This window comes from Psychrobacter immobilis, from assembly GCF_904846185.1.
In the GTDB taxonomy this organism is placed as follows: domain Bacteria; phylum Pseudomonadota; class Gammaproteobacteria; order Pseudomonadales; family Moraxellaceae; genus Psychrobacter; species Psychrobacter immobilis_B.
Genome location: NZ_CAJGZQ010000003.1, coordinates 163,038 through 189,972 on the forward strand (window position 1 = coordinate 163,038; position 26,935 = coordinate 189,972).

Below are 26,935 nucleotides of genomic sequence, written 5' to 3' on the forward strand. Positions count from 1 at the left end.
TCTAGACATTAATTTTTTGCCACACATTAACCTGTGGGTGCGCAATACGGCGCATATTTGAAGGACGCCAAAACAACGCCTCACCTGGAGCCAATATAATATATCCACCTAACGCACACTGCTCTGATAGCCTTGCCAAAATATCACGCTGATCAAACTTGCGAAAATATAGCAGCATATTTTGACAGATAATGACATGCTGAAGGTGCGAAGTGGGTGGTTTTTGCTCAATAATATTGTGTAAAGCGAAGCTAACATAGCGTCGTAACGTTGACGCAATCTGCCAGTCTGCCTGAGTGCCAGTCATCGTCTTTTTTGCGGTAGACACCTTATAAAAATGCGATTGACTGATATCACACTTAGCTCGCAATGACTGAACGAACTGCTGGCACAGGTCTGGAATTAACGTCTGCTGCCGCTTATCATACTGCCCTAGTCGTGCTTTTGTAATGGCTTGTTGGCTAACATCTGTACCCAATATCGTATAATTAATCAATTGTTCAGAAGCCAAGCTCATCGCCAATGACCATGTTTCTTGCCCACTGGCACAACCAACACTCCAAATGCGAAATAAATCATTAGCATCATTGTTGTGACCACGATCAGTACTAGTGGCAGTAAGCTGCTGGCGCTGATGCTGTAATGCACACTTTGTGACAAAATCGATAGAAGGCATATGGCGAAAAAAACGACTTTCGTGAATCAGTACTTTATCCAATAACTGCTGGCGTACTTCATCATTTTTTGGTAGTTGACACCACAGCTTTCCAACTGTCAATCCATGTGATAATGCCGTGTGTTCAATCGCATTTATCAACCATTGCAGCTGGACATTGGGTAGAACGAAACCAATCTCTTGTTCTATATATCGCTGCCACTGCTGCACATCAAAACTGTCTGTCTGCAGCAAACCCTTAATCAACGAGGGTTTGACTGCTTTGATGGAATTGCTGTCTGGTTGAGTAAAATTATTCACGTCACCTGCTATAGTCACTGCTGCAAATCATCGTATCTGCACAGTATATTATTAACACATTAATTTAAAAACGGTCAGTGGTCTAACACCTACTTGACGTTAACACTTGTCATTACACATTTGCTGATAACGCTTCTTCGGTATCCAACATCTCATTTTCTAGTAGCTCATCATCGTTTGATACTTTAAAACCAGTGACTGACTCTTGCAATGCTGCAGCCATTTCGCTCAGCTCACCAATAGAGCGCGCGGTTGCCATTGTGCCAGAAGAGGTTTGTGAGGTAATATCTTGAATAATATTCATCGTATGAGAGATGTGACCAGCAGATTCTGCCTGCTGCAAAGCGGCGTTTGAGATGTTTTGAATCAAGTCAGCCAAGGTACTAGAAACGCTCTGCACTTCTTCTAGGGCTTCACCAGCATCTTTTGCCAAACGTGCACCGCGCACAACTTCAGAGGTCGTCGATTCCATTGACATAACTGCTTCGTTGGTATCTGCCTGAATGGTTTTTACCAAGGTTTCAATCTGTTTGGTAGCGTTAGCTGAACGCTCAGCAAGACGTTGGACTTCATCAGCAACGACTGCAAAGCCTCGACCAGCCTCACCTGCCATCGATGCCTGAATAGCAGCATTCAATGCCAAAACGTTGGTCTGGTCAGCAATATCATTAATCAAACCAACGATATCACCAATTTCTTGCGAAGACTCACCCAGACGCTTAATACGTTTTGAGGTCTCTTGAATCTGATCACGAATCACGTTCATACCTTCAATAGAGCGCTGTACAACTTCCGCTCCATTATGAGAGATAGCTACTGAGCGCTGAGCAACGGTCGCTGATTCTGAAGCGTTGTTCGAAACTTGGTCAATCGATACTGTCATCTCATTAATAGCCGCTGATACACCAGCAATTTCTTGTGCTTGGTGCTCAGACGCTTCAGCAAGTTCGACTGCATTCATCTGTGTTTGGTCTGAAGACTGCGAAACGCGGTCAGCCGTGTTGTTAATAACCAAAACCAATTGACGTAATTGGTCAATCGCAAAGTTTACTGAGTCAGCAATTGCCCCAGTAAAATCTTCTGATACGGTGGCATTAACCGTCAAATCACCTTCTGCTAAATCACCCAATTCATCAAGTAAACGTAGAATAGCAATCTGGTTACGTTCGTTTTCTTCTTGAATTTGACGCGCTCGCTCAGATTCCGCTTCTGCTTCCTGACGACGACGCAAGGTTTCTTTTTCAATGAGTAGACGCTCTGATCCCCCACGCTGCTTCAGTAACTGATACAGAGCAAAGAGGATGCCTAATACCCCTACGACAAATATAATCGCTGGTAAAGTAACGGATTGATTAAAATCAGCCAAGTACTGACTTACTGACGATAACGAATTGACCAGCCAAATCAGGCAGGCCACACTTATTAGCACAAAAAACCCTAACAATAACTTCCACTTGCTATTAGCGTCCTTGCCATCTGTTGTATTGGTCGTACCAGCTACAGGTTTCTTTATAACATCACTCATCGTACGTATTCCTTTCAAACAATCATCAAAGTCTCATCGTGACTGACTTTGACAATCTTATTGTTATAAAAACAACAGTGATTAGCAAAGCCTGTATGAATACTGACACCCAACCGTATCATGTCATTCGCTATTATTTCGTCATCGTTATAGCAGCCAGATAGCTGTTATCGACTGCTATATTGCAGCATCGGTATACTGCAAGTCTTGTGCGAGCAGGCTTGGCATAAAAACATACCAATCTTGCTCATTTTTAAAGAACTTGCCGTGATTATAAGGAGCAAAGGGCGAATTAGGCTCTATAGCTTCTGTACGGTATTGATCATGCGTAAATTGTTCAATCCCAATTACTTGATCCACTAACAGTCCTGAAAAGAGATTGTCATGTTCAATGACAATGACTTTGCGTTGGCTCATTTGTGTTAAACGACTAGGGACCTGTAGAAACTGAGACAAATCGGTGATTGGCAATAGGCGTCCGCGGATATTGGCGATGCCTAGCATCCAAGGCTTCACTAGAGGCAAGCTGGTATACTCTGGCATGGCCAATACTTCTGATACTTGACCCATCGGTGCAACTAACCGCTGTCCGCCAATCTCGAATACCACACCTTGCCAGTCATACTCTTGTCCACCGCGGCGACCACTTTTGCGCGCGCGTGCCAAGTCTGCTAAACGCAGAAGCTCAATAAACCCTCTGGAAGCCACAATCTACTCCATTACTTTACGAATAATATTAACCAATCCATTTTCGTCAACGGGCTTAGCCATATACTCTTTAGCGCCTTGGCGTTTTCCCCAAACTCGATCGGTTTCCTGATTTTTGGTACTGATCATAATCACTGGAATATGCGCGGTGGTTTTACCTCGAGTAATTTTGCGAGTGGCCTGAAAACCGTTCATCTCAGGCATAACCACGTCCATTAAAATGACATCTGGTAAGTGATCAATGGCCATCTGGCAACCTTGCTCACCATTTATAGCCTCTAATACTTTGAAATTATGTCTGGCAAGCATGTCGCGAAATTTCGCCATCTCAGATGGTGAGTCGTCAATGACTAAAACTGTAGTCATAGGAATTTCCTTTATTTTCGAAAGTATCCATAAGGATATGTTGTTATATTATTGAGACAATCCGACTGAAAGTAGCACGCCAACCATGAATGGCAGGGCAACTCTCTTAACAGTTTCGGTTAAATATTGAGCAGTTATTAGTAATATTTTATCAATACTAAACCTCTTAACCGTAATGCCTAGCCTAATTTATCTGATTCTATATAAAGCATAGCAATGCATAAATCATACCAACTCGTAAGACGTTATTTAACGATATATCTACAAGCGGACTCATTTATATTAGCGGTACTGATTAATTGCCTCGAACAGCTCATCTTTACTAAATGGCTTGGTCAGATACTCATCTGAACCCACAATACGACCACGCGCTTTGTCAAATAAGCCATCTTTAGACGACAACATAATCACAGGTTTGCTGGCATAATCAGGGTTGTTTTTTATTAGCGCACAAGTCTGATAGCCATCCAAACGCGGCATCATAATGTCGACAAAAATAATATCTGGATTGTTATCGACAATTTTTGCTAAAGCATCAAAACCATCAATGGCGGTCACAACTTCGCAACCCGCTTTTTGTAATAAAGTCTCTGCGGTACGGCGAATGGTTTTTGAATCATCAATCACCATTACTTTTAAACCATCAAAATTATTTTCCATTATCAGTGTCCTATAAACGACTATTTATTCTTAATACCATCCATCAATGCAAAAATTTAACGGTTATTTCAACCTGTCATATCATTCATTATTGGACTGATATGAGACGCTAAATTTGCATTACCATATGTTATGACAGTCGACATATCATCTGCCAGTATCTGCCTGTCAAACAGAGCGTCAACATGGGCTACTATACGCACTTTCTAATTAATAAGCTTACTAAATTGCGCCAAATCTATGGCTTTTTAGACGACTTATTTTGCTTTTATTATCGTCCACTGCAACCGTATTTGGTCTAAAACAAGGTAAAGTACCTTTTATTACTGATGACCTTGACGATAAAAGAGGTAAGCCCGAAGTAGAAGAACCATCAACCTTATGATATTTCTGCATTATATAGAAACGCTTGGCACATTGCTGAATAATTTTCTTTTGTGATAAAAATGTATCATTGTATTTTGTTATGTTTGTTTTAGCACAGTTATCGACTAATTTCCAGTTATGAATGAGCCAATATTCGAACTGGTCAGTAATATAAAAATTTGTTCAGACTTGCTGTCACTCCTAGCTTAGCTAATGACTGGATTTAGTAGACTTAATGTCAGCGGTTTATTAAGTTTTCCGCACTTATTTCACCCAGTGGCAATTCACTATATAATAAAACGATGACTACTATGGTGACTGCTATGATGGCTTCTAAATTTTTAAAAAATAGCACCTATCTACTGAGTGCTTTTCTTCTTGCTGCCTGTCAGCCATCACCGCCTACCAATGAGCCTGTGACTGCAGAAAACAGTGAGACTGTAGATACCCCTATTGTCATTACCGACGATAGTGTGACCATGACGCCAGATCATATATTGAGCATAAAACCTTCACGTTATCAGCCCAGCCTTGGTTTACAAGGTAAGATCGAACCTATCAAACAGACTAAACTTATCGCTGCATACCCCATTAACGTCGAAGAAATACTGGTTACTGAGGGTCAATGGGTAGAAAAAGATATGCCGCTGCTTATTGTTCGACGCGTGCAATCAGAAAGCAAAACAGTAGATGCATCCAACCCAGCCAAGGAGCAATCTTCGGCATCGAACAGCGTTGCCCCAGATTCTGAGATGACGAACGATGCGGTTGATGTAAAGCAAACACACTCACAAAAAACGGACGCTAGCTCAAAACCAAATCAGCCTACAGCAGAAAATGGTGCAACAACCACTAAAAACGACCCAATTGCTAACAAAGAAGAGGCAGCAGCAAACGCCACAGTGGGCACTCCTAAAAACGCAGTCGGCAATCCTAAAAACAATGACCAAACCAGCGCTAATAGCACGGCGAGCTCAAAACCGCAGCAGAATCAGTATAATTTGGTCACTGTGCGCGCCAGTTTTTCTGGTCGTGTAAAAAACTTATATGCCAAAGCAGGTCAAAGACTAGAGGCGCGCACGCCTTTATTACAGCTTAGCGATGAAACTAAATTACACTTTATCGCGACCCTACCTATTCAAGCAGAACCGCAACTTTCGGTTGGTCAGACTGTCAATTTTACAGCTGAAGGTATGTCGGAACAGTTCACAGGACAAGTCAGTAAACTGACAGCGACCAGCCAGCCGAAAAAGCTGTTGGTCTATGTTAACGTCATTGACAATGAAGCAAGTCGAGACAAGTTATTGCCAGATATGAAAGTCACGGGGCGGGTTAATTATGGTCAAATAGATGTGGGCACTATCGTACCTAAGCGCGCGTTGCACGATGTTGACTTGACAGAATTACAAACGTCACCATATAAGCCTCTGTCACCGTTAACTGCTAACGTGTGGATTATTGGACAGGATCAGCGCCTAACACGCCAGCCTATTGAAGTAGTCGAATATGACCCTATCACAAAGCAATATTTAATTGCGGGTATTAGCAACGACAGTTTGATTTGTTTGGCTGATTTACCAGCTGATGCTAAAGGTAAAAAAGTCAATGTCTCATAGCTATGCATGCCGACAGTTACATTGTGTAGAAACATTAACAAAGCCTCTCTTGTTTTGTAACTGCGTAATTAGGCAATATGACCGTACAATATATAGCATTAACCGAGTATTCTGAATCATTGGTATTAAATGATTCAATATCTTGAAAGTTTGAGAAATCTTAGAAAGTTTGAGAACCTAGAGGCTTAATCGTTTAACTGTTTAAGATCCTAAAATCAGCGATGTATTTATCGTGATACAAAATATCAAAACAGATGAAACGTTTGGCCAACCATAACAACAACTAGAGGATAACCCATGAGCAAGCAGATTTTATTAATCGAAGATGATCCTGATCTAGCTGAGTTAATCAGCGATTACCTGACCATGAATTATTATGACGTCCATCATGCAGGGCTTGGTCAAGAAGGGCTTGATCTATTGGATGCTAAAGAGCGTGACATTGATTTGGTCGTGCTTGACTTAATGCTGCCTGACATGGATGGTATGCAAGTTTGTCAAAAAATTCGCGGCAATAAAAACAACATGACCAATAAAGTGCCAATTATCATGTTGACAGCGAAAGGCGATACCACCGATCGCGTGCTGGGACTTGAGATGGGTGCTGATGATTATATATCTAAGCCTTTTGAGCCACGCGAGCTTCTCGCTCGAATCCGTGCTGTTATTCGCCGTCATGAGCAGCCTAATCAAGCAGATAGCCAGTCTGACAGCTTGACCTTTGGTCGTTTGAGCGTGTTCCCTGACAGCCATGAAGTGACCATCGACGATGAGCCTGTTCGTTTAACGACGCATCAGTTTCAATTATTGCATTACTTTGCCACCCATTCTGGTAAAGTATTGAATCGCGAGCAACTGTGGCAAGCCATGCCCAATGATGACAGCTCAGATAATATCGATCGCGCCATTGATGTTCATATCTCGCGCCTGCGTGCTTTAATTGAAGACAACCCACGCCAGCCAAAACGTATTATTACCGTACGCGGTGTTGGTTATCAATTTGCCACTGATCAGGTTTGATCACAAAAGTGGCAAATTAATCGATAAAAACCATACTTTTAATTTGTTTATGCAAATTAGAAGTATAAGTCGATATAAACGGCTGATAGTAGAGATGGTTTAATGCAGCAGTTGGGATTTCGTTCGGTATTTGCCAAATTATTTGCCAGTGTCATGCTGGCACTTATTTTATTTGCAGTGGCGATGGTGCTGTTGACGCAACTTGTGCACGATAAAGATGCAAGTATTCGATCAGAAGTATTGGCCACCCAGATTTTAGGACAAATAGACCCTTTCTTGCATGAGTTGAATATCTCTGTTAGCGAGGACAATCGCTTGCAAGCGCGCTTTATGCTAGCAGTGGTCAAAAAGAGCTTTGATATCTTTGATGAGTCATTACAGGCAAAGATGGGCTTGTATGACAGCGAAGGTCGATTGCTAATGCAAACGGATAACAGCGATTTGCCATTGGAGTTGCCCGCACCGCCCTCTTTATTTTCACGCGTTTTTCCCTCTCTCGCAGACACCTCCCCTACCAAGCAAGCTCAAGTTTATAGCAGCACCGGCTATACGCTTTTGTATGAATCACGCTTACCGCCTAAAAAACCAGTACTCTCTTCTGCGCTGAATTTATTTACTGGCACACTACTACTGTTACTGATTATGGCAGGTGTCCTATGGTGGATTGCTCGTACCATCACTTGGCGCATCAATCAGATGAGCCAGCAGATGGCGCAACTGGGTGATGGTGATTTTACCGTACGGGTGAATGCTCGTGGTAACGATGAGATCGCCTCACTAGCGCGTGGATTTAATCAAGCAGCACAAAAAATCGAACACCTTATCGATGCCAATAACCTGCTCTTAGCACATGCTTCTCATGAGCTACGTACCCCCATTACTCGTATCCGCTTACAGATTGAGATGATGGATATGCTCGCAGGGGCGCTACCATCTGATACCAAAGCAAAGTTTGATAAACGTGCGCAAGCGATTAACCGCGATTTGTCAGGGCTCAATGATTTGGTAGAGAGTATCTTATTGGTGAGTCGTTTAGACGCCGGTCATGCCTTGCAGCAAGTTGAAAGCTTAGACTTATATGATCTGGTGAATCAAGAACGGCAACATTATCCTGAAGCGACACTCATTGGTGAACATATTGTGATCGATGGTCAATCATCGATGTTGACCCATTTGATTCGTAACTTGTTAACCAATGCTATGCTACACGGCAAGCCGCCCGTGACGGTACTATTGTATGGTGTGCAAACTATTGATGAAGCAGATACCATACCTGATTACCTGCTACAAACGATACTCTGCAGTAGCTTTGCTGATTATAATAGCTCTGATTTTAACTCCTATCACGAACCAATCGATGTCAATGAAAACGATACTCATAGTCATACGCAGTTAAATGATTCTTCTCATATTACTGATAAAGTTAAATCTGAAGCCCCAGATACTATGACTGTGTTGCCAGCACCACCGATATATAGAAACGGAGAAAATATTGCGGTTGAGCATGATTTCAATTCCGATGCCGATGCCGATGTGAACATAGAGACTAAAATCGATAATGGTAATATTAGTAATGCCAACAGCGACACTGATTCTATTGAAGCCCACGCGACCTTAACAGAATCTACTGATGTGGATAGCATTCAAACTGACTCAAGCACTTTGACAAACGCAGTCAACAGTAACGATACCGTTGGAAGCACCAGTGAATCTTCATTGATTGCTAATTATCATAACTTTACCAATGATTTGACTGACAAAATTAAAAAGATGGTTTGGAAAGCAGTTCCTGACACTGAAGAGCCGTCTGCAGTTATCAATGACGCTAAGAGTACTGCCTTGAATGATACAGTTCCTAAATCCAAAGGTGCTATAATAAATAAAAGTGGCAATACACGCGACAAGGGTGATGCTCAAAATAACACTCAAAATCCTACAGAAGTACTCAGTACACCGCGCAAAGAAGGCTTGTTTGCCAAGCATCTAAAAAAAGCCAAGACCGATCCTGTACGCCCATTACCGAAATATGCAGTATTGGCAGTGATTGATGAAGGCACGGGTATTCCAGAAGACAAACGTGAAGAAGTATTTAGTCCATTTGTGCGGTTGCAACAAAAAAATAAAGGTTCTGGACTAGGCTTATCGCTAGTATCACAAATCGTTACCGCACATCAAGGGCGCATCATTACTGATACGTTGAATGGACATACCAGGTTTTTAGTTGTCATACCAGTCAAGCACGACCCACATTATCACCAGCATGACTAGGACGTGCCTTCAGTCCAATCTATTAACCTTTAAATGGGCTAAAAATGGCTAATTTTTGCCAAACATCGTCAAATAGCTTATCAATATCTCGATATTATTTGCGCTACTTTCCTTGTTTGACGGCAATTTTTATCACCATTTTTAAAATAAGGACACGACCTAGTCAGCGATGCTATAGTCGATTCAATTTAAAAGTAGTACAAGGCAACCGAGTATAGATGTATATTTAATACTTCAAGCGAAGTTAACGCAGTAATACTTTTATAGTGGAATGACTATATAAGGTGCTATGAACAGACACTTCATTCTACTCGATCGTCGCGACTCACATTCTACAAACCCCCTCTTACTAATAGCTATTAATCATAAGCCTGTCACGGATGTTCATATCCAAAGTGCTCGATAATATGCTATATTAGCGCCCCTTATTATAGGGTTATTAACGGTTGTTTCTTAATTGGCTTCTTACATTGTTAAAGAGGCCCGACAGCGCGTTTGTGACTATTAAAAAAATTATTGAATTTTGAGCCCTCCATGAATGACATGATTGTCTTAAACAATGTGACCAAGAGTTTTTTAAGCGACCGATCAATCAAAGACAAAGATGGCAAACCACATTGGTTTACTGCCGTTGAACCGACCTCGTTATCTGTCCAGCAAGGCGAAATCTTCGGCCTAATGGGATACTCGGGTGCCGGTAAGTCTACTTTACTACGCCTAATCAATATGCTTGAGCGTCCAGATGCCGGTCAAGTCATCGTCGATGGCACTGACTTGACCACTTTGTCTGCCAGTGAATTGCGTATCGCCCGGCATAATATTGGTATGATTTTTCAGCAGTTTAATCTGATGTCCAATCGTACTGTTTTTGACAACGTGGCCTTTAATTTAACTGTTTCAGGATATCCGAGCCGCGACATTCATAAACGAGTCATGGATTGTCTAGATATTGTTGATCTAACAGACCGCGCTGGTCACTACCCTGCGCAGCTGTCAGGCGGACAAAAACAGCGTGTCGGTATTGCACGAGCGATTGCCCCCAGTCCTAAAGTATTATTGGCTGATGAGCCGACCAGTGCGCTTGATCCTGCGACGACCCGCAGCTTGTTGACTTGTCTACGTGATATCAACGAACAACTTGGCGTCACCATTGTGATTGTGACTCATGAGATGAGTGTCATCCGTAGGCTGTGTGATCGCGCCGCATTACTGCATCAAGGTCAACTCTTGGAAGTTGCAGATGTAAGAGACGGTCTGATTCAAGCGACCACCCCGATTGGCAAAGGCTTAGTGCACGAAGACTAATGAGGCAGGAGAAATAAATATGTTAACTGGTAGTGAATTGTCCGCCTCGATAGACAAGCTGTTTGCCCTGCGCAAAGAGATTATGAACGCGTTTATTGATACATTTATTATGCTTGGCATCTCAACGACGGTGGCGATTGTCATCGGTGGGTTGTTTGGCGTATTTTTGTTTTTATCCAGTGATCGACAGTTTTTGCAAAACAAAACATTGTATGGTCTGCTTGGTGGTATCACCAACTTTATGCGCGCTTTCCCATTTGTCATTTTGATGATTGCCATGAGCCCATTTACGAAGGCTATCGTTGGCACGGGTATTGGACCGATTGCGGCCTCATTGGTACTCGCCATTGCAGGTTCGTTTTATTTTGCCCGTTTGGTCGAGCAAAACTTACGTGAAGTGCCACGCGGTATCATTGAGGCGACCGAGTCTATGGGCGCACGTCCCTTGACCATTATTAAAGTCCTACTCAATGAAGCACGCTCAGGACTGGTATTGTCCGTGACGATTCTCTGTATCAGCCTGCTCTCTTATTCAGCAGCGGCAGGTATGATTGGCGGCGGTGGTCTGGGAGATTTGGCCATTCGTTATGGCTACTATCGTTATCAAACGGAGGTGATGATTTTTATCGTTATTGTCCTATCAGTCATGGTCGTCTCCATTCAAGCATCAGGTAATTGGTTGGCTAACCGTTTGGATAAACGATAGAAAAAAGACTCAGACAAAGTCAGTTAACGCTAATATGAATAATACTCAGGGTTTAATGCCGATTCATCCTAAGCAAAATGCTTGACTTTGTTACTGAGACCCTTTAATTTTGATACTAACTTAACAGTCGTTAACTTAGCAGCATTACTATCCCTAATGTTGCTTTTTTAATGGCCAGCGTTTGCCCTCCATCCCATCCCTCTTATTAAGGAAGCTCCATGAAATTAACAGATATCAGCCGTCAGTTAGCGACTGCATTTGCTGCCGTTGGCGTATCAAGCCTAGTCTTGGTTGGTTGCAACAACTCATCAGCACCAGAAGCAACTAAAGAGCCTGTTACTGAAGGCTCAACAGCAGAGACTGCCGCTAGCGATATCGATCCTGAGCATACAAAAATCGTCATCGGTACCACCGAAGGTGACTTCGCCGATATGGTGCGCAACCAAGTGAAAAGCTCACTGGAAGCGCAAGGTTACGAAGTTGAGCTGATTGCTTTTACTGACTATGTACGCCCAAACCTTGCCTTGGCTGAAGGTGATTTGGACATCAACATCTTCCAGCATAAGCCTTATCTTGATACCTTCAAAAAAGAAAACAATCTTGATCTGGTAGAAGTTTTCCAAGTACCTACTGCTCCACTTGGCATTTACTCAGGTAAAAAGACCACGCTTGATGATGTCTATAAAGGCATGAGAGTCTCTGCACCAAATGATCCAAGTAACTTTGCTCGTGCGCTGGTGATGATGGATGATCTTGGCTGGATCACGCTAAAAGACAATATTGATCCGCTAACGGCATCAAAAACTGACATCGCTGATAACAGCAAATACGACATTGAAATAATTGAGTTAGAAGCCGCTCAATTGCCACGTGCTCGTGATGAAGTCGACTTTGCCGTCATCAATGGCAACTATGCCACGGATGCTGGTATCAAGCTGACTGAAGCACTATTTCAAGAGCCTAGCTTTGCTTATGTCAACTGGTCAGCCATCAAATCAGCAGATGCTGGCAAAAAATGGGTCGAAGATGTGACCAATGCATATAATTCAGAAGCCTTTAAAAAGTATGCTCATGAAACTTTCCCTGGTTATAAGTACCCAAAAATCTGGGGCTCTGATCACAGTGCGCACACGGATACCGCAACAAAACCTGCACCTGTAGAAGCTGCTGCTCAATAAGCTCTTAAGCCAAAAGCACTTAAATCCAAAACACTTAAATATCGTCTTCGTCCCGATTGTAAACGCCCATTGCTAGATAGTGATGGGCGTTTTTTATGGGCTCGATTTTACGATTTTTATTTTTTAACCGCGCGCTGCTGTCTATCAGTTACTAAAAATGACGTTACAGCCTGTTTGTCCTTTGTAGGAAAGCGTCACGTGCCCTTTTACTTGCTGCCAATTTTTTCTATAGTGGGTAGGTCAAATAGAAAGGGTAATCAGAATATTGATGATTCGATGCTCTATCAATAAATACATAAATAACAAGGATAATAAGATGCGTGCTAAAACTTATAATATTCGTACCGCTGGACAAGCAAATATTCCTGTACTAGGGCTTGGTACATGGCAATCGACCGGTCAAGATTGTGTTGATGTCGTCAGTCAAGCGTTGAAAATGGGTTACGAGCACATTGATACCGCTCAAGCTTATGGTAATGAAAAAGAAGTGGGTCAAGGTATCAAACAATCAGGGGTATCTCGGGATAAGTTCTTTTTGACCACAAAGATTTTTCCTGATGATATGAAGTTTGAGCCTGAGAAATTGATTGCCGCCGCCAAACGCTCTTTAGCAGACTTAGATACTGATTATGTTGATTTGCTACTATTGCACTGGCCGGATGACCGTGTTCCTTTATCTGAAACCATTCCTGCCTTGTGCGAACTTCAAAAACAAGGTTTGACGCGCCATATCGGCGTCTCTAACTTTAATATTGCCAATATTATTGAAGCTGAGAAATATGCTGATGTACCGATTGTGGTCAATCAGGTTGAGTTTCATCCGTTCATCAAGCAAAAAACCTTGCAGACTTTTTTGAACAATCACCACATTCTACTCGAAGCTTATTCACCACTTGCACGCGGTGATGTATTCGATAATAAGATTATTAAAGAAATCGCTGACAAACATAATGTCACGCCAGCACAGATATCATTGGCTTGGATTCTGGCAGATAAGCATCGCGTTGCCATTCCAAAGACTGCTAACCCTGACCATTTACAAGGCAACTTGGACGCAATGAAAGTGCAATTGAGTGCGGATGATATTGAGAAAATCAGCAGCTTAGCGCGTGCTGATGGGCGCAAAATTAAGCATCCAGATTACTCGCCTGAATGGGACGACTAAGCTCTTGTAAGAAACTATCGAAACTTATTAGCACTAAAATTCATGTAAAAAAAGAACCGCTAATAATATATTAGCGGCTCTTTTACTATGGTATGGACTATATAACTACTGCTGTAGCGTATCCGTCTCATGCACCTTTTCAGCAGGATTATATTGCTCAGAAGGAGGCACTACACCGCTTCGGTTGTTTTCTTTCATTGATTTGGCCACTTCTGGCGGCATGTAGTTTTCATCATGCTTAGCCAAGACTTCTCCAGCGACAAAAGTGTCACCCTGCATCTTACCTGTCGCGACGACGCCTGAGTTTTCAGCAAATAAATCTGGCAAAATACCTTGATAAGTCACAGGTACTGTCGATTGAAAGTCCGTAATGGCAAACTCAACGTTTAGTGGATTGTCTTCTGCGCGCTGGACACTACCCGCAACGACCATACCGCCTGCTCGAATACGCTTATCTTGTGGTGCTTCACCTTGTGCAATCGCGGTAGCATCAAAGTAGTAATCGGTCTGTTGCCCAATGGCATAAAGAACCAATACCACGGCTATCGCCGCTCCTGCAAGCGTAAACATAACCCACATCAGTTTTTTGCGACGAACTGCGTTCATACCACTACCTCATTGATGAGTCACTGTTTTATAAACTATAGTCAATGCCATACAAATATATAAAACAGAAAAATTTGAAGAAACTACCATTAGAAAAACGTTCTAAAAATGTCTTTCTAATCGTACTCTTCTAATGGCTATATGGTAGCATTTTTCGGACAAATCAATAAGCCCTATAACCTCTGTGGCAGTCACCTCTTTATCAAGTGCTAAGTTGCAGATTGAGTGGCTAAAAATTAACGGCTAATGCTAGATAGGACGAACCTACTAGCTAATTAGGCTGCTTGGTGACAGGCATGGTTGTTTTAGCAGTACGCTGTGCTTGCCGCGCTTGCTGAATGGTCAGCTGCTTGATTAAAGCCTGTCGTTGTTTACGACTATAAATAACAAAAGCCAGCATCATGCCAACGGTAATTGCCCAGCATGACCAAACGAACACGCCATGCTTACCCATGGCAAGAAATTCAGATACGCTATAAAAGTAAGGCTGCATAATATTTTCCTAGCCGTGATTTTTTTTGGCGACAGTCATGACCGTCACTTAGCTTGCCCGCGAATGTATTCTTTGACCCACGCTTTGCCTTGATCACGATACAAGATAAGGGTATTGGTACGATAAATCGCTAATGTTGCCACTAATAAATAACTACCAATAATCATCAGTAATAATGGCATCCACATATCTGCTGACATCTTAGGCGCGGCGGTCAAAGTAAAGGTCGAGCCTTGATGCAAGGTGTTCCACCACTGTACCGAGTACTTGATAATGGGTAGATTTACTGCGCCAACAATAGACAAAATGGCGGCGGCTTTACCACGATTGGCAGTATGCTCAAACGCAGCAAATAACGCCATCACGCCCGCATACAGAAACGCCAAAATGAGCATAGAGGTCAAGCGAGCATCCCAAACCCAGTAAGTACCCCAAGTGGGTTTCGCCCAAATAGAACCCGTGATTAAGCTAATCACACAGAGCAAGAATCCTAGCGGAGCAAGCGCCTGTGCCACTAAGCTAGCCGTTTTTATTTTCCAAACTAAAAAAATGACCCCGAGCACTGCTAAGGCAAAATAGATGGAAATAGCGATACTGGCAGCGGGTACGTGAATAAAGATAATGCGGTAGCTATTGCCCTGCAGATAATCAGGCGGCGCAAAAGCGAGACCCCAGATACTACCGATCAATAGGCAAATACTGGCTAATATGGCTAACCACTTGACCCAAGGCGAAAAAATTCGAAAAAACTGCTTGGTACCCACAGTGGTCAAAAAGCCTTGCCAGATGCGCTGCCACAAGCTAGGAGATGAGACGTTATTCAAGTTGGGCATGGGAATAAACCTATTGGCACAGCGTATTGGTCGTAACCGATATAGCGCATCATGGGCGCGACTATCTGCTAACCTGCTGGCGTTAAACACTGGATAGAATCTACAAGTGATTGTTTGCTTAGTTAACTGACTATTATAGCAAAATTGCCAGTTTTCAACATGCTGTTAATACAAAGGTTTTTTATAGCCTTTTTTATTACAAACTCTCAATACAGAGAGTTGTACATGAATTATGTCGTTTCTAATTCAGCCACGCCATTTTTAACGTCATGGCAATCACCCATGGCATCACCAAAACCGAGATAATACTGCCTGCTAATAATAAAGCCAGTATCGGTAAACCATTGAGACCAGTGGCAAATAAATCAACCGCTCCTGTGGCAAAAATTAACACTGGTAACTGCATCGGTAAGGCAATCAAAGGCACCAGCACCGCACCATTCTTTAATGACAGCGTCAAACTACTCGCGACCGCTGACAGCATCAAGAGCATCGGACTGCCCGTCACAATAGAAGCCATCAATATCCACGCCTCAAACCAACTAAGCTGAAACAAAGGCACGGCAAGTAAACTAAGCGCTGCCACAATACCACTACTAAAAATCCAATGGATAACCAAACGAATCAACACCCATAGAGGCAATGACGCTTTGGCAACGACCAATTGCGCCAGCGTGCCATTATCAAGGGCAGGCTTAAACAAACCATCGACACCCATGACCAGTGATAATAGAGCAGCAATCCAAACTGCCGACACGCCAAGGCGTTGCAATAGCGCAGGCTCGCTACCCACTGCTAGCGGAAATAGGGTGATAATGACTAAAAATAGCACTAGCGGATAAAGCCACTGCACGGCACCCTGTTGTTTGACTTGCCACTCGCGCCGCCATAACTGCATAAAGCTGATACCGCGCACCGCAGCTAAGTCAGTATTTGAGCTTTTATTCACTGTTTGTACTGGACCGTCTATTTCTATCATTTATTTGCTCTTCTACGGATGCTTGTGACACTTATACTGAGAGTATGCAAACTAGTATTCAAACCATATAATCGGACAAATCGAGCACTTGATTGGCAACACCAACGGCCTGATGACTGGTCATTAATATAGCGCCGCCAGCATTAGCAAAATCGCGCAATCTGTCTTCCATTCGCGCTACCATATCGACATCAAGGGCAGTAAAAGGCTCATCAAGTAGCCATAATGGTGTCACCTCAGAGGTCAATAAATATAACCTTGCAAGGGTGATACGGCGGGTTTGCCCAGCAGATAAATGGCTTGAGCTAATCGTCTCAAAGCCCTGTAATCCGACCCAAGCCAAGGCGTCATCAATATCAGTAACGCTTGGGCTAATCCCATATAAATTCAGCAAAAAGGTCAGGTTTTGTGCGACCGTTAGACTTGGATGTATACCCAACTGGTGCGACACATACAAAGGCTGAATAGGTAAACTTGCTACTCCTTGATAATAAACCTCACCGCTTAACACTGGCAATAACCCAGCCAGCTGCATCAGTAAAGTGGTCTTACCAGTACCATTGGCACCAATTAAATGGCAAATGCTACCAGCTGTCAGATTGAGAACAACCCCTTCACATAGAGGGATTTCGCCGCGCTGAACGGTCAGCTCATCAAGCGCAAGTAAGGCGGTATTCAGAGCTGTCATCAAAACCTCTCATTATTTATTAAGCGGCAATCAATATTCATCACAAACACAGATGACGTTCATGGCATAATACTTTATGCTTACCCCACCCACACAGTATAACAAATTGTCGATTATTATGACCTCAAAACCTATGCAGACTTCAAAAGATAACCAAAATTTAGATATGCCAGCGCTAACCATAGATGGCTTAATCGAGGCACAAGTTGCGTTTATGCAGCAATGGTTACGCACACAAGCTGAACCGCTGTCGATGGAAGCGTGGCAATGGTTTGCTGCACAGCCATTGAATAAATATGTCAGCGCCGATGATTTGCAACAGCTGATTAATGACTGGCTACTCAATCAACCGATGACGGATATGATACGTAAAGATATTCGCGATATCTTGCATACGATTATTTATCATCCAGTCAATGATAACGTGCCGCTGTCTGAGCTGGTGGATGACACTCAAGTTGAAACCCTTGCCAACTATGTCGGTAGCCACGATCAGCAACGCAATATCTTGATTCATACACTGGTCGGCAACGAGACTTTTGCCGATTTGCTAACCCAAACGCTATATCATGCCATTAATGACTTTATGGAAACCACGCTGGATAAAGCAGGCGCTGCTGGTAAACTGATGAAATTTGGGCGCAGCTCTTTTGAAAAAGCGACCAATAGAAACCTTGACGAAAAACTGCAGGCGTATTTGCATCGTAATATTAAAGATTTAGCACGCCGCGCAGAAGCCAATGCGCAAGAGCATTTATCAAATGACGAAGTCGCGCGATTATTAATCACTGGTTGGGCGCGAATCAAAGACCAGCCTGTCAGTCATCTACAGACTTATCTGCGTGATGAACCTGACAACAGCAGTATCGGTCATATCGAAGCCAGCATTCAGCAAAGCTATAACCGCCTGCGCCAGTCACCTTACTTACACAGCCTTGTGGCAGCGAGCATCGATACTTGGTATGGCAATCATCAGTCAGATACTATTGCGACGGTAGTTTCGAGTCTTCGTATTGATGAGCAAGCCATGACTCAATTAAGTACAGCACTATTACCTGTGGTGCACGATGCCATTGAAAGCGAGTGGTTAACGGCACATACTCGTGAAATGTTACAAGCGTTTTATGAGCAACCGAATATCAAAAAAGGCTTAGCATTTAATGCCTAGTCGTTTACTGTCTTGATGTATTTGTCTCAGTTTCCCATCTCATTCATTTATTTGACAGCACCATACTTATGAGTCAACGTAACACACTCAGCTTGTGGCAAAAACTCAAACAGTTACTGACTGGTTCAGCAGCGCAGGCTGATGAAGTTGAAATTGATACGACGCAAACAGAGCCTCATGACATATATAGTAGTGATACAGATGATGAGGATACTAGTGACGCTCATGATGATACCAAAATTGATTCTCAATCTGATGTCAAAAATAAAAGCAAACATTCAGAAACTGACGCCTTTAACTCGAGTGCCAGTCAACACGAAGCTAGCGACACGCCCATTACCGATTTTCTGAAACAGTACTTTAATGATAAGCAATGGCACTATACTCACTATCGACCCAAAAGCAGTGGCAACAAAAACAATGACCGTCAACAATCACATCACTTATCGCTTAGAATGCGCAATAAAAGTCTCGATTGCGGCTATTTGTTTCGCGTGCAAGAAAACAACAAGCTGCTGGCAGTCTATGGAATTTTGCCATTTTTAATACCAGAGAGTCATCAAAGCGCGGCGATGCTACTGATTACTCAAATAAATTATGACTTGCTAATCGGCAATCTAGAAATGGATGTCAATGATGGCGAGATACGCTACAAACACGCTATCGATGTCGAAGCGGTAGGCATCGGTAATGATGTTATCGAGCATTTATTACAAAGTGTCATCGCGATGACCACGGTCGCGAATGAGATATTTAGTGATTTGATCGATAATCAAAACCCTGCGGAAGACTTACCGACATTGCTGACCGAGCTACGTCACCAATCAGATTCTAGAACCTTCTTTTTGCCAACGCAATTTGTGCAGTAATGAACTGACTACCATAGCTATCCATAGCTTTTACAATGTCTCATCTGTACCTTACTTTCAAAGCGCTTAAACCTATTTATCCTTAAAATACTTTTCAAAAAAGACATCCTCTAACACTATGCTAAAAATTGCTTACTCTGATATTTTTCGATATTCTGTGCCGGAAAAACACCGCTTTCCTATGCAAAAATATACCATGATTCCCGAGCGGCTATTGGCTGAAGGCACTATCAGTACCGACAACTTTTTTGCCCCTGCACGTTTGAGCGAAGATGAGATTTTGACCACGCATACTGCGGACTACTGGTATCAGCTGAAAACCCAAACGCTACCACGAAAGGAAGCGCGAGCCATTGGCTTTGAAATGACACCAGAGCTGGTAGAGCGTGGGCGTTATATTGCTCATGCCACTTATGAATGTGCATTATATGCGCAGCAATATGGCGCGGCGATGAATGTCGCAGGTGGCACGCATCATGCGTTTGCTGATCATGGCGAAGGGTTTTGCGTATTTAATGATGTTTGTATCGCGAGTAATTTATTATTAAATCGCGGACAAGCGCAAAAGATTTTGGTGATCGATTTAGACGTCCATCAAGGCAATGGCAATGCCAGTATTATGATGGATGAGCCACGCGTTTTTGTGTTTAGCATGCATGGCGCAAAGAACTATCCATTTCGAAAGCAAGTATCAGATTTGGATATTGAGCTAGACAATGATACTGGCGATGTGGAATATTTGCAGTTACTAGAGGCGACATTACCACGTTTGATTAGCGACGTTGCGCCAGATATGATATTTTATCAATCCGCTGTCGATGTACTGGCAACTGATAAATTAGGAAAACTTGGACTGACGATAGAGGGCTGTAAGGCACGTGATGAATATGTATTACGCCAAGCAAAAGCCGCTAAAATTCCTATCGCTATCGTGATGGGTGGTGGCTATTCAGAAGATATCGACGATGTGGTTGAAGCGCACTGTAATACCTTTCGTTTGGCGCAACAGATATTTTTTAATGAAATAACAAAATAATGCGCGCATAAAATAGCATCTAAACAGCCAGCTGCCTCGCGAGCTATCTTATAAAAATGCGATAACTCCCTGCCAGCCGACACGAATACCAAGCACGGTAAGTATCAATAAAATAAGCTGACGAAAGCGCGCTTGGGGCAAATAGCGACGCAAGCGGATGCCAACTAAAAGCGCAGCAATCGATAGTACGCTCAACAAGGTGATTAGCTGCCATTCACCACTGCTGAGCGCCATAATAGGCTCACGTAATACAATTATTTGAGCAATTTTACCCAAAAAATAACACATGTTACCAACTTTAGCGATGGTGTTTTTATCATCGCTGGCAGACAGTAGATACATCATCAATATGGTCGACATGGCATTAGTCGAGCCACCAATCACCCCTGCACTAAAACCAACGATGATTAACACAGGCTTGGTAGCAGGTAGACGGAGTTGCTTACCAAGCAAGCTGCTTATGACGTAAAAACCAATAACCGCTGCCAATAGTAATAAAATATAGGCGCTATCGATCCATAGTAAGAGCTTCGCGCCTAGAATGCTACCAAGTAAGCTGGTCAACGCCAGTAACCAATAGCGCCTGCCGTAATAGATGAAATTTTGCCAGATTGTGCGCCCGCCACCCGCGAGCCAAGTCATGGCATTAAGCAATAACGACGGAAAAATAACCAACACAATAGCATGTGGTAACGGGTAGATACTAGCAAGCGCAGTGGTCGTCACCAACGTCACACCTAACCCACTAATACCGTGTAGCAACGATGCCAGTGCAAAGATTACCATCAATACCAACGTCTGGGTGCTATCACTATCCATCATATTAGCCATAAAAATTAAGACCTAATGTCTGGATTAATAGTGACATAACTAGGCATTGTGACCATTGTGGCGTTGCCATATTGTCTCACCAATGATGCCAGCCAACTGCTCGGCAATCTTATCTTTGCTCGCCTTCTCAAGTGTGACGCTATCGTGCTCATAACGCTCTGAGAAAAATACCTGCATGGCATTGTCATCGCTAGCAAAACCAATGTCTGCTCGTGAAACATCATTACAAGCGATCAAATCTAAATCTTTAGACACCAGTTTGCCACGAGCATAGCGCTCGATATCTTGCGTTTCTGCCGCAAAACCAACGACAAACAGCGCTGGATGAGCAAGCGAAATCGTCGCTAAAATATCAGGGTTTTTGACCAAACTCAGCGTCATAGCATCTTGGGTTTTTTTAATTTTTTGCGGGGCAGCTTCTTCAGTACGATAATCAGCGACAGCAGCCGTGGCGATAAAGATATCCGCAATTACATTTTGATTCTCGCTATGAGCATGCTCCTCATCATCAATCTCATGGCTGTGGCTATGATCATCGCCGCAATCACACTCGCCATGATGTTCATGTTGATGGCTATGGTCGTGATCGTGAGAATGGTCGTGCTCATCTTCAGGCACATACTGTAGCGCACTGTGCGTACCATCCACGCACTGCTGGGCTGCTATCAGCATCTCTTTAGCCGACAACACATCAATGCGCGTGACATTCAGCGGTGTCGGCAGTGCCACTTTGCCACCCGCAATCAAAATAACGTCTGCACCAGCAGCCACGCAAGCACGTGCTAATGCAAATCCCATCTTGCCAGTAGAGTGATTGGACAAGTAGCGCACCGGATCGATAGCTTCTACCGTCGGTCCTGCAGTAATCACCACTCGTTTACCGGCCAATAATTGCGGCGTGGTTTGCATGGCATTGAATAATAATACTTCTGCCAATAGCTGCTCAGGTTCAGGCAAACGCCCTGCTCCCACATCACCGCAGGCTTGCTCACCGCTAGCAGGTTGAATAATCTGATAATTCATATCGCGCAGGGTTTGGACATTGAGATTGACCGCAGGGTGCGCCCACATCTGCTGATTCATGGCTGGTGCAATGATGACTGGTGCCGCCGTTGCAAGGCATACGGTTGTCAATAAATCATCAGCCATGCCCATCGCGAGACGCGCAAGCGTATTTGCAGAGGCTGGCGCAATGATGATTAAATCTGCCCATTTCGCCAATTCGATATGCCCCATCCCCGCTTCTGCTTTTTCATCGAGTAATGAGATATGCACCTCATTGCCAGTCAAAGCTTGCAGGGTTAATGACGTAATAAAAGCTTGTGCCCCTGTGGTCATAATGACACGCACCTCAAAGCCTGCCTTGATTAATAGGCGGGCAAAGATAGCAGATTTATAAGCGGCGATACCGCCAGTGATAGCAAGCACAATATTGGACATAAGCATGGCATCAATAAAAAGTTGAAAGATAAAATTGCGCTTATAGTAACAATTATGAGATAAGTTGGGTAAGAATTTCCGTATTTACTCAATATATCTGACAGCAATCCATTCTCAAGGAGTGACAATGGCGATTAAAGACTGGCATGAAGATGATAGACCACGTGAAAAACTACTAAAATTTGGGGCAGCTCATTTATCTGATGCCGAGATATTAGCGATATTTCTGCGCACAGGTACGCAGTCACAGTCAGCTATCGAATTGGCGCGTCATTTGATCGAGCAATTTGGTAGCTTGGCAGAATTATTGGCAGCGCCGCAAGAGACTGTACTGGCTTGTCATGGTATTGGTCCTGCCAAATACGCGCAGATATTGGCCTCACTTGAGATGGGCACGCGTTATTTGGACAGTCAGCTTAAAACTGGTCACGCACTTGGGCGCTCGCAAATGGTCAAAGACTATATCAGCACTCAGCTGCGCGGGGAGCATCGCGAAGTCTTTGCGGTACTTTGCTTAGACAATGCGTTGAATCTCATTAATTTTGAGATACTGTTTACTGGCGGCATCTCCTCTTGCTCCGTCTGTATCAAACACGTTCTGCGTCATGCTTTGAGTCACGCCGCCAGCCAACTCATCGTCGCACACAATCATCCACATACCGATGCGACCCCTTCAACGGCAGACAACTTATTAACTTACGAGCTAAAGAAAGCCTGTGATTTAATCGATTTATCCTTGGTAGACCATATCATTGTTGGACGCAATGAGACATTATCTTATGCCGAAAGCTGCTTAGCACCTTTTGGATAACTGATTACGACTGTTATTTTTGCCTATATGAGAAAATCTTGATACATATAATCGACACAGCGTAGCACTTTAGCTATTGATAGTTATCGGCAACTGTTTCATATTGATGGCTAAATTTGTCTTTTATTTGTCTGTCACTGGTTAGACAGTTATCAAAGCCACTTTTGTAAAATGCTCAACAAATTAAAATTTATCATAAAATATGCTACAAAATCCATAACGGCTCATTGGTTTAATTTGGTCACCAGACCCTTAAAAATCAGCAAAAATAACAACAAGATTTATTCAAATACTTAAATACACACACATTTTTCGCGCTTTTGGTTTAGCGTTATAAAAGGAGACAGTCATGGCAATTGGCTTATTTATTTTGGCAATCATTATTCAATTAGCCATGGTTTTGGCCATCTTTTTATTGTCCCTATCAAGAGTCACAGGCAGTATCGTTGCCTTAGTTACCGTCCTTGTCACCGCCTTTATCAGTCCTTGGTCGCTCATTTTGGGCATACCAATCGCTTTACTTTGCATCGTTTTGCTCGTCGCCCCTATTCGTCAGTCACTAATTACCAGATCTGTTTACAAGACTTTGGGCGGGGCAATGCCGAGCATGAGCGATACCGAGCGCGAAGCACTAGATGCGGGTACCAGCTGGTGGGAAAAAGAGCTGTTTATGGGCAATCCCGACTGGGACACTTTTGCTCAACATCCCTATCCAGAGCTGTCGGCAGAAGAGCAAAGCTTTATTGATAATGAAGTAGAAGTACTATGCGCCATGCTTGATGAATGGAAAATTCAGCATGAAGACAAAGAGCTGTCGCCTGAAGCGTGGCAATTTATCAAAGCCAATGGATTTTTAGGCTTAATCATTCCAAAAGAGTTTGGCGGTTTAGATTTTAGCTCTTATGCACAAAGCCGTATCATGAGTAAAATCGCTTCGCGCTCGCCGACCGCTGCAGTTACCTGTATGGTGCCAAACTCGCTCGGCCCTGGTGAGCTGTTGATGCATTATGGTACGGACGAACAAAAACAGCGCTGGCTACCCGGTCTTGCCAAAGGTGACGAGGTGCCTTGCTTTGGTTTGACGGGTCCAGAAGCAGGTTCCGATGCTGGTGCGATTCCAGATACAGGGGTGGTTTGTTATGGTACGCATGAGGGCGAGCAAGTGCTCGGTTTGCGTATGAACTTTTCTAAGCGCTGGATTACCCTCGCACCTATCGCCACGGTCGTGGGTTTAGCATTCAAGATGCACGATCCTGAAGGTTTGCTTGGCAATCCTGATAAGACCGATTACGGTATCACTTGTGCGCTCGTTCCTGCCAGCCATGAAGGTGTCATCATAGGACCACGCCATAATCCAATTGGCTCGCCATTTATGAATGGTACAGTCGATGGTAAAGACGTCTTTATTCCACTAGATTACATCATCGGCGGCGTCGAAAATGCGGGTCGCGGTTGGCGTATGCTGATGGAGTGCTTGGGCGTTGGTCGCGGCATCTCTTTACCAGCTTTATCAACCTCAGCCAGTGAAATGACGTATCTGTCTGTCGGTGCTTTTGCCAAAGTACGCGAACAGTTTAAAATCTCTGTTGGCAAGTTTGAAGGCGTCCAAGACGCTACCAGCCGCATGGCCAGTAACACTTATATGCTAGAGGCATTTCGTCACCTCGTCACCTGCGGTCTGAACCAAGGCGGCACACCATCAGTGATGACGGCAATGGCAAAATACTATGCGACTGAAACCATGCGCAGTGTGGTCAATGACGGTATGGATGTGGTTGGTGGTCGCGCGGTACAGATGGGTCCACGTAACTTTTTGGCCACCCCTTATCAGGCAATTCCAGTATCTATCACGGTTGAAGGCGCAAATATCTTGACGCGCTCACTCATGATATTTGGTCAAGGCGCGATGCGTTGCCATCCTTATCTCTTTGATGAGCTGCAATTGCTGCAAAGCGAAGATAAAGAAGGCGCACTCAAACAGTTCGACACACTGTTTTTTAAACATTTGGGTTATACCTTTAATCGCGGCGCAAAGGCATTTGTCGCAGGTTATGTCGGTGGCAGTAATCATGCACCAAGCTTTGCGGACAGCTTTACTCGTCCCTACTACAAACACATCAACCGCCTGAGCGCAAGCTTTGCCTTAACGGCTGATATGGCGTTAGGATTGCTCGCTGGTGACTTAAAACGTAAAGAGATGCTGTCTGGACGCTTAGCTGATATTCATAGCCATTTATTCATCAGCACTGCTATTTTGCAGTTTTATGAGCATGGTACTAAATCAGCGTCCGAACGCTTGCATGCTGAGGTTGCCTTACAAAATAGCTTATATACCATTCAAGAAGCTTTTGAAGCCTTTTTTGCAAACTTCCCTAATCGCATGGCGGCCAGTTTGGTCAGTTTTGTGACTTTTCCCAGCGGCTCTATCTTTACGCCGCCAAGCGATGAGCTCAAACGCAAGTTGGGCGATGCTTTTATGGATGACTTTGAAGCCAACCCGTTCCGTGATTATCTCAAAACCATGGTCTATTATAATACTGAAGCCGATGATGTCACTGGACGTATGGAACACGCTTATCAAACGTTACTTAGCATCGAGCCATTATGGCAGAGGTTTAAAAAGGCTGAACACAAGGACAGTTTTGAAGGGCTTACTTTTGAGGATCATGTGGTATATGCCAGCCAAAACGGCGATATTACCGAAGAAGAAGCTGAAGTGCTTATTCAGTACAACGCCATACGCTTTGACTCATTATTGACTGACGTGTTCGATAAACATTTATTGCATGCCCAAGAGCGTACCAATCCACACAGCCTTGATAATGCCGTGCAGCAACTGACGGACTATGCACAATTAAAAAATGACGCGCAAGCCAGAAATGGCATTGCGACAAACATGACAGCTGAAAATGATGTCGACTCTAATGATTTGGGTACGCCCGTCAATACAGACAAACCAACTGGCGATGCCAACCCCAATCATGGTTATGAGAGTGACGGTGATGTAGAAATGGTCAAAGAGCAAGATACCATTGAGGAGGTACGTGCACAGACCGACTTTGATGAGTCTGAGCCCGAGGTGGAAGCACTAGATCATCGCCACCGTGATGCAGAGTCACACTTAAGTGAACGCATGAGTAACAACCATCGTCTGAATCAACATAATGCTGACGACCTAGAGCGTTCTGAAATATCTGAAGATGCAGAAAATGTAAAGGATGATATAGACAAACCTGCCGCTACTGATTCTAAATGGCAGGATGGTCTACGCCGTGATGAAAGTGACAAAGTCTAAAGTCAAAAGCTTTGATAATTCTTAAAA

General features: G+C 43.5%; 23 protein-coding genes and 1 pseudogene. 12 read left to right on the forward strand and 12 right to left on the reverse strand.

The window, feature by feature from the left end; translation table 11 throughout:
* Position 1 precedes the first annotated feature (1 nt).
* The 5 genes and pseudogenes from JMW94_RS02635 to pilG all read right to left on the reverse strand — a co-directional run bounded on the left by JMW94_RS02635 (position 2) and on the right by pilG (position 4,235).
* Positions 2 to 976, reverse strand: a complete 975-nt coding sequence (locus JMW94_RS02635; RefSeq protein ID WP_227685387.1) for a CheR family methyltransferase — start codon at positions 974 to 976, stop codon at positions 2 to 4.
* Positions 977 to 1,088: 112 nt separating this feature from the next.
* Positions 1,089 to 2,369: pseudogene (locus JMW94_RS02640) on the reverse strand (methyl-accepting chemotaxis protein); the annotation flags it as partial.
* Between the two features lie 309 nt (positions 2,370 to 2,678).
* Positions 2,679 to 3,209, reverse strand: coding sequence for a chemotaxis protein CheW (locus JMW94_RS02645; RefSeq protein ID WP_201600674.1), 531 nt, complete (start codon positions 3,207 to 3,209; stop codon positions 2,679 to 2,681).
* Positions 3,210 to 3,212: 3 nt separating this feature from the next.
* Positions 3,213 to 3,575, reverse strand: a complete 363-nt coding sequence (locus JMW94_RS02650) for a response regulator (protein WP_045444033.1) — start codon at positions 3,573 to 3,575, stop codon at positions 3,213 to 3,215.
* 282 nt (positions 3,576 to 3,857) lie between these two features.
* The gene (pilG, locus tag JMW94_RS02655) at positions 3,858 to 4,235 is read right to left on the reverse strand and encodes a twitching motility response regulator PilG (RefSeq protein WP_045453505.1); all 378 of its coding nucleotides are present in this window, start codon (positions 4,233 to 4,235) and stop codon (positions 3,858 to 3,860) included.
* Between the two features lie 689 nt (positions 4,236 to 4,924).
* Here pilG and JMW94_RS02660 point away from each other — a divergent pair.
* The 7 genes from JMW94_RS02660 to JMW94_RS02690 all read left to right on the forward strand — a co-directional run bounded on the left by JMW94_RS02660 (position 4,925) and on the right by JMW94_RS02690 (position 13,859).
* Positions 4,925 to 6,217 (forward strand): efflux RND transporter periplasmic adaptor subunit, encoded by a 1,293-nt coding sequence (locus tag JMW94_RS02660; protein WP_227685388.1) that lies wholly within the window; start codon positions 4,925 to 4,927, stop codon positions 6,215 to 6,217.
* Between the two features lie 297 nt (positions 6,218 to 6,514).
* The gene (locus tag JMW94_RS02665; protein WP_045444030.1) at positions 6,515 to 7,237 is read left to right on the forward strand and encodes a response regulator transcription factor; all 723 of its coding nucleotides are present in this window, start codon (positions 6,515 to 6,517) and stop codon (positions 7,235 to 7,237) included.
* Positions 7,238 to 7,339: 102 nt separating this feature from the next.
* On the forward strand, positions 7,340 to 9,505 hold the full coding sequence (locus JMW94_RS02670) for a sensor histidine kinase (protein WP_201600680.1): 2,166 nt from the start codon (positions 7,340 to 7,342) through the stop codon (positions 9,503 to 9,505).
* Between the two features lie 534 nt (positions 9,506 to 10,039).
* The gene (locus JMW94_RS02675) at positions 10,040 to 10,810 is read left to right on the forward strand and encodes a methionine ABC transporter ATP-binding protein (protein ID WP_201600683.1); all 771 of its coding nucleotides are present in this window, start codon (positions 10,040 to 10,042) and stop codon (positions 10,808 to 10,810) included.
* A gap of 19 nt (positions 10,811 to 10,829) precedes the next feature.
* Entirely contained in the window at positions 10,830 to 11,516 is a 687-nt protein-coding gene (locus JMW94_RS02680; protein WP_201600686.1) for a methionine ABC transporter permease, read from the forward strand.
* 218 nt (positions 11,517 to 11,734) lie between these two features.
* On the forward strand, positions 11,735 to 12,694 hold the full coding sequence (locus JMW94_RS02685) for a MetQ/NlpA family ABC transporter substrate-binding protein (protein WP_193009030.1): 960 nt from the start codon (positions 11,735 to 11,737) through the stop codon (positions 12,692 to 12,694).
* A gap of 316 nt (positions 12,695 to 13,010) precedes the next feature.
* Positions 13,011 to 13,859, forward strand: a complete 849-nt coding sequence (locus JMW94_RS02690) for an aldo/keto reductase (RefSeq protein WP_201600702.1) — start codon at positions 13,011 to 13,013, stop codon at positions 13,857 to 13,859.
* 105 nt (positions 13,860 to 13,964) lie between these two features.
* Here JMW94_RS02690 and ccmE read toward each other — a convergent pair whose 3' ends face one another.
* The 5 genes from ccmE to ccmA form a co-directional block, all read right to left on the reverse strand.
* A complete protein-coding gene (gene ccmE / locus JMW94_RS02695) occupies positions 13,965 to 14,465 on the reverse strand; it encodes a cytochrome c maturation protein CcmE (protein ID WP_045453493.1) in 501 nt (166 codons plus the stop codon).
* Between the two features lie 271 nt (positions 14,466 to 14,736).
* Positions 14,737 to 14,958, reverse strand: coding sequence for a heme exporter protein CcmD (gene ccmD / locus JMW94_RS02700; RefSeq protein ID WP_193009032.1), 222 nt, complete (start codon positions 14,956 to 14,958; stop codon positions 14,737 to 14,739).
* A 44-nt stretch (positions 14,959 to 15,002) separates the two neighbouring features.
* The gene (gene ccmC, locus JMW94_RS02705) at positions 15,003 to 15,791 is read right to left on the reverse strand and encodes a heme ABC transporter permease CcmC (protein ID WP_201582032.1); all 789 of its coding nucleotides are present in this window, start codon (positions 15,789 to 15,791) and stop codon (positions 15,003 to 15,005) included.
* A 241-nt stretch (positions 15,792 to 16,032) separates the two neighbouring features.
* Entirely contained in the window at positions 16,033 to 16,689 is a 657-nt protein-coding gene (locus JMW94_RS02710; RefSeq protein WP_045444605.1) for a heme exporter protein CcmB, read from the reverse strand.
* 139 nt (positions 16,690 to 16,828) lie between these two features.
* Entirely contained in the window at positions 16,829 to 17,458 is a 630-nt protein-coding gene (ccmA, locus tag JMW94_RS02715) for a heme ABC exporter ATP-binding protein CcmA (RefSeq protein ID WP_201600705.1), read from the reverse strand.
* 133 nt (positions 17,459 to 17,591) lie between these two features.
* Here ccmA and JMW94_RS02720 point away from each other — a divergent pair, with 133 nt between their 5' ends.
* The 3 genes from JMW94_RS02720 (at position 17,592) to JMW94_RS02730 (ending at position 20,531) form a co-directional block, all read left to right on the forward strand.
* Positions 17,592 to 18,626, forward strand: coding sequence for a hypothetical protein (locus JMW94_RS02720; protein ID WP_227685389.1), 1,035 nt, complete (start codon positions 17,592 to 17,594; stop codon positions 18,624 to 18,626).
* A gap of 68 nt (positions 18,627 to 18,694) precedes the next feature.
* The gene (locus tag JMW94_RS02725; protein ID WP_201600711.1) at positions 18,695 to 19,495 is read left to right on the forward strand and encodes a YbjN domain-containing protein; all 801 of its coding nucleotides are present in this window, start codon (positions 18,695 to 18,697) and stop codon (positions 19,493 to 19,495) included.
* Between the two features lie 118 nt (positions 19,496 to 19,613).
* Complete coding sequence (locus JMW94_RS02730; protein ID WP_201600714.1) at positions 19,614 to 20,531, forward strand: histone deacetylase; 918 nt, start codon at positions 19,614 to 19,616, stop codon at positions 20,529 to 20,531.
* A gap of 48 nt (positions 20,532 to 20,579) precedes the next feature.
* On the opposite strand, the gene JMW94_RS02735 is transcribed toward JMW94_RS02730, so the two are convergent.
* Both JMW94_RS02735 and coaBC read right to left on the reverse strand, forming a co-directional pair.
* A complete protein-coding gene (locus JMW94_RS02735) occupies positions 20,580 to 21,362 on the reverse strand; it encodes a sulfite exporter TauE/SafE family protein (protein ID WP_201600718.1) in 783 nt (260 codons plus the stop codon).
* A 39-nt stretch (positions 21,363 to 21,401) separates the two neighbouring features.
* Complete coding sequence (gene coaBC, locus JMW94_RS15090; protein WP_201600734.1) at positions 21,402 to 22,802, reverse strand: bifunctional phosphopantothenoylcysteine decarboxylase/phosphopantothenate--cysteine ligase CoaBC; 1,401 nt, start codon at positions 22,800 to 22,802, stop codon at positions 21,402 to 21,404.
* A gap of 127 nt (positions 22,803 to 22,929) precedes the next feature.
* On the opposite strand from coaBC, the gene radC reads away from it, so the two are divergent.
* Both radC and JMW94_RS02750 read left to right on the forward strand, forming a co-directional pair.
* Positions 22,930 to 23,613, forward strand: a complete 684-nt coding sequence (radC, locus tag JMW94_RS02745) for a RadC family protein (RefSeq protein WP_201502515.1) — start codon at positions 22,930 to 22,932, stop codon at positions 23,611 to 23,613.
* A gap of 349 nt (positions 23,614 to 23,962) precedes the next feature.
* Positions 23,963 to 26,908, forward strand: coding sequence for an acyl-CoA dehydrogenase (locus JMW94_RS02750; RefSeq protein ID WP_201600737.1), 2,946 nt, complete (start codon positions 23,963 to 23,965; stop codon positions 26,906 to 26,908).
* Positions 26,909 to 26,935: the final 27 nt, after the last annotated feature.

Excerpts from the sequence above, each read along its gene's own strand:
- JMW94_RS02680 (WP_201600686.1), top strand. The coding sequence starts at position 10,830 with ATGTTAACTGGTAGTGAATTGTCCGCCTCGATAGACAAGCTGTTTGCC.
- JMW94_RS02735 (WP_201600718.1), bottom strand. The coding sequence starts at position 21,362 with ATGGCTAATATGATGGATAGTGATAGCACCCAGACGTTGGTATTGATG.
- ccmA (WP_201600705.1), bottom strand. The coding sequence starts at position 17,458 with ATGACAGCTCTGAATACCGCCTTACTTGCGCTTGATGAGCTGACCGTT.
- radC (WP_201502515.1), top strand. The coding sequence starts at position 22,930 with ATGGCGATTAAAGACTGGCATGAAGATGATAGACCACGTGAAAAACTA.
- coaBC (WP_201600734.1), bottom strand. The coding sequence starts at position 22,802 with ATGTCCAATATTGTGCTTGCTATCACTGGCGGTATCGCCGCTTATAAA.
- JMW94_RS02690 (WP_201600702.1), top strand. The coding sequence starts at position 13,011 with ATGCGTGCTAAAACTTATAATATTCGTACCGCTGGACAAGCAAATATT.
- JMW94_RS02650 (WP_045444033.1), bottom strand. The coding sequence starts at position 3,575 with ATGACTACAGTTTTAGTCATTGACGACTCACCATCTGAGATGGCGAAA.
- JMW94_RS02730 (WP_201600714.1), top strand. The coding sequence starts at position 19,614 with ATGCTAAAAATTGCTTACTCTGATATTTTTCGATATTCTGTGCCGGAA.
- JMW94_RS02710 (WP_045444605.1), bottom strand. The coding sequence starts at position 16,689 with ATGCAGTTATGGCGGCGCGAGTGGCAAGTCAAACAACAGGGTGCCGTG.
- JMW94_RS02675 (WP_201600683.1), top strand. The coding sequence starts at position 10,040 with ATGAATGACATGATTGTCTTAAACAATGTGACCAAGAGTTTTTTAAGC.
- JMW94_RS02750 (WP_201600737.1), top strand. The coding sequence starts at position 23,963 with ATGGCAATTGGCTTATTTATTTTGGCAATCATTATTCAATTAGCCATG.
- JMW94_RS02665 (WP_045444030.1), top strand. The coding sequence starts at position 6,515 with ATGAGCAAGCAGATTTTATTAATCGAAGATGATCCTGATCTAGCTGAG.
- JMW94_RS02670 (WP_201600680.1), top strand. The coding sequence starts at position 7,340 with ATGCAGCAGTTGGGATTTCGTTCGGTATTTGCCAAATTATTTGCCAGT.
- ccmE (WP_045453493.1), bottom strand. The coding sequence starts at position 14,465 with ATGAACGCAGTTCGTCGCAAAAAACTGATGTGGGTTATGTTTACGCTT.
- ccmC (WP_201582032.1), bottom strand. The coding sequence starts at position 15,791 with ATGCCCAACTTGAATAACGTCTCATCTCCTAGCTTGTGGCAGCGCATC.
- JMW94_RS02720 (WP_227685389.1), top strand. The coding sequence starts at position 17,592 with ATGCAGACTTCAAAAGATAACCAAAATTTAGATATGCCAGCGCTAACC.
- ccmD (WP_193009032.1), bottom strand. The coding sequence starts at position 14,958 with ATGCAGCCTTACTTTTATAGCGTATCTGAATTTCTTGCCATGGGTAAG.
- pilG (WP_045453505.1), bottom strand. The coding sequence starts at position 4,235 with ATGGAAAATAATTTTGATGGTTTAAAAGTAATGGTGATTGATGATTCA.
- JMW94_RS02725 (WP_201600711.1), top strand. The coding sequence starts at position 18,695 with ATGAGTCAACGTAACACACTCAGCTTGTGGCAAAAACTCAAACAGTTA.
- JMW94_RS02660 (WP_227685388.1), top strand. The coding sequence starts at position 4,925 with ATGATGGCTTCTAAATTTTTAAAAAATAGCACCTATCTACTGAGTGCT.
- JMW94_RS02685 (WP_193009030.1), top strand. The coding sequence starts at position 11,735 with ATGAAATTAACAGATATCAGCCGTCAGTTAGCGACTGCATTTGCTGCC.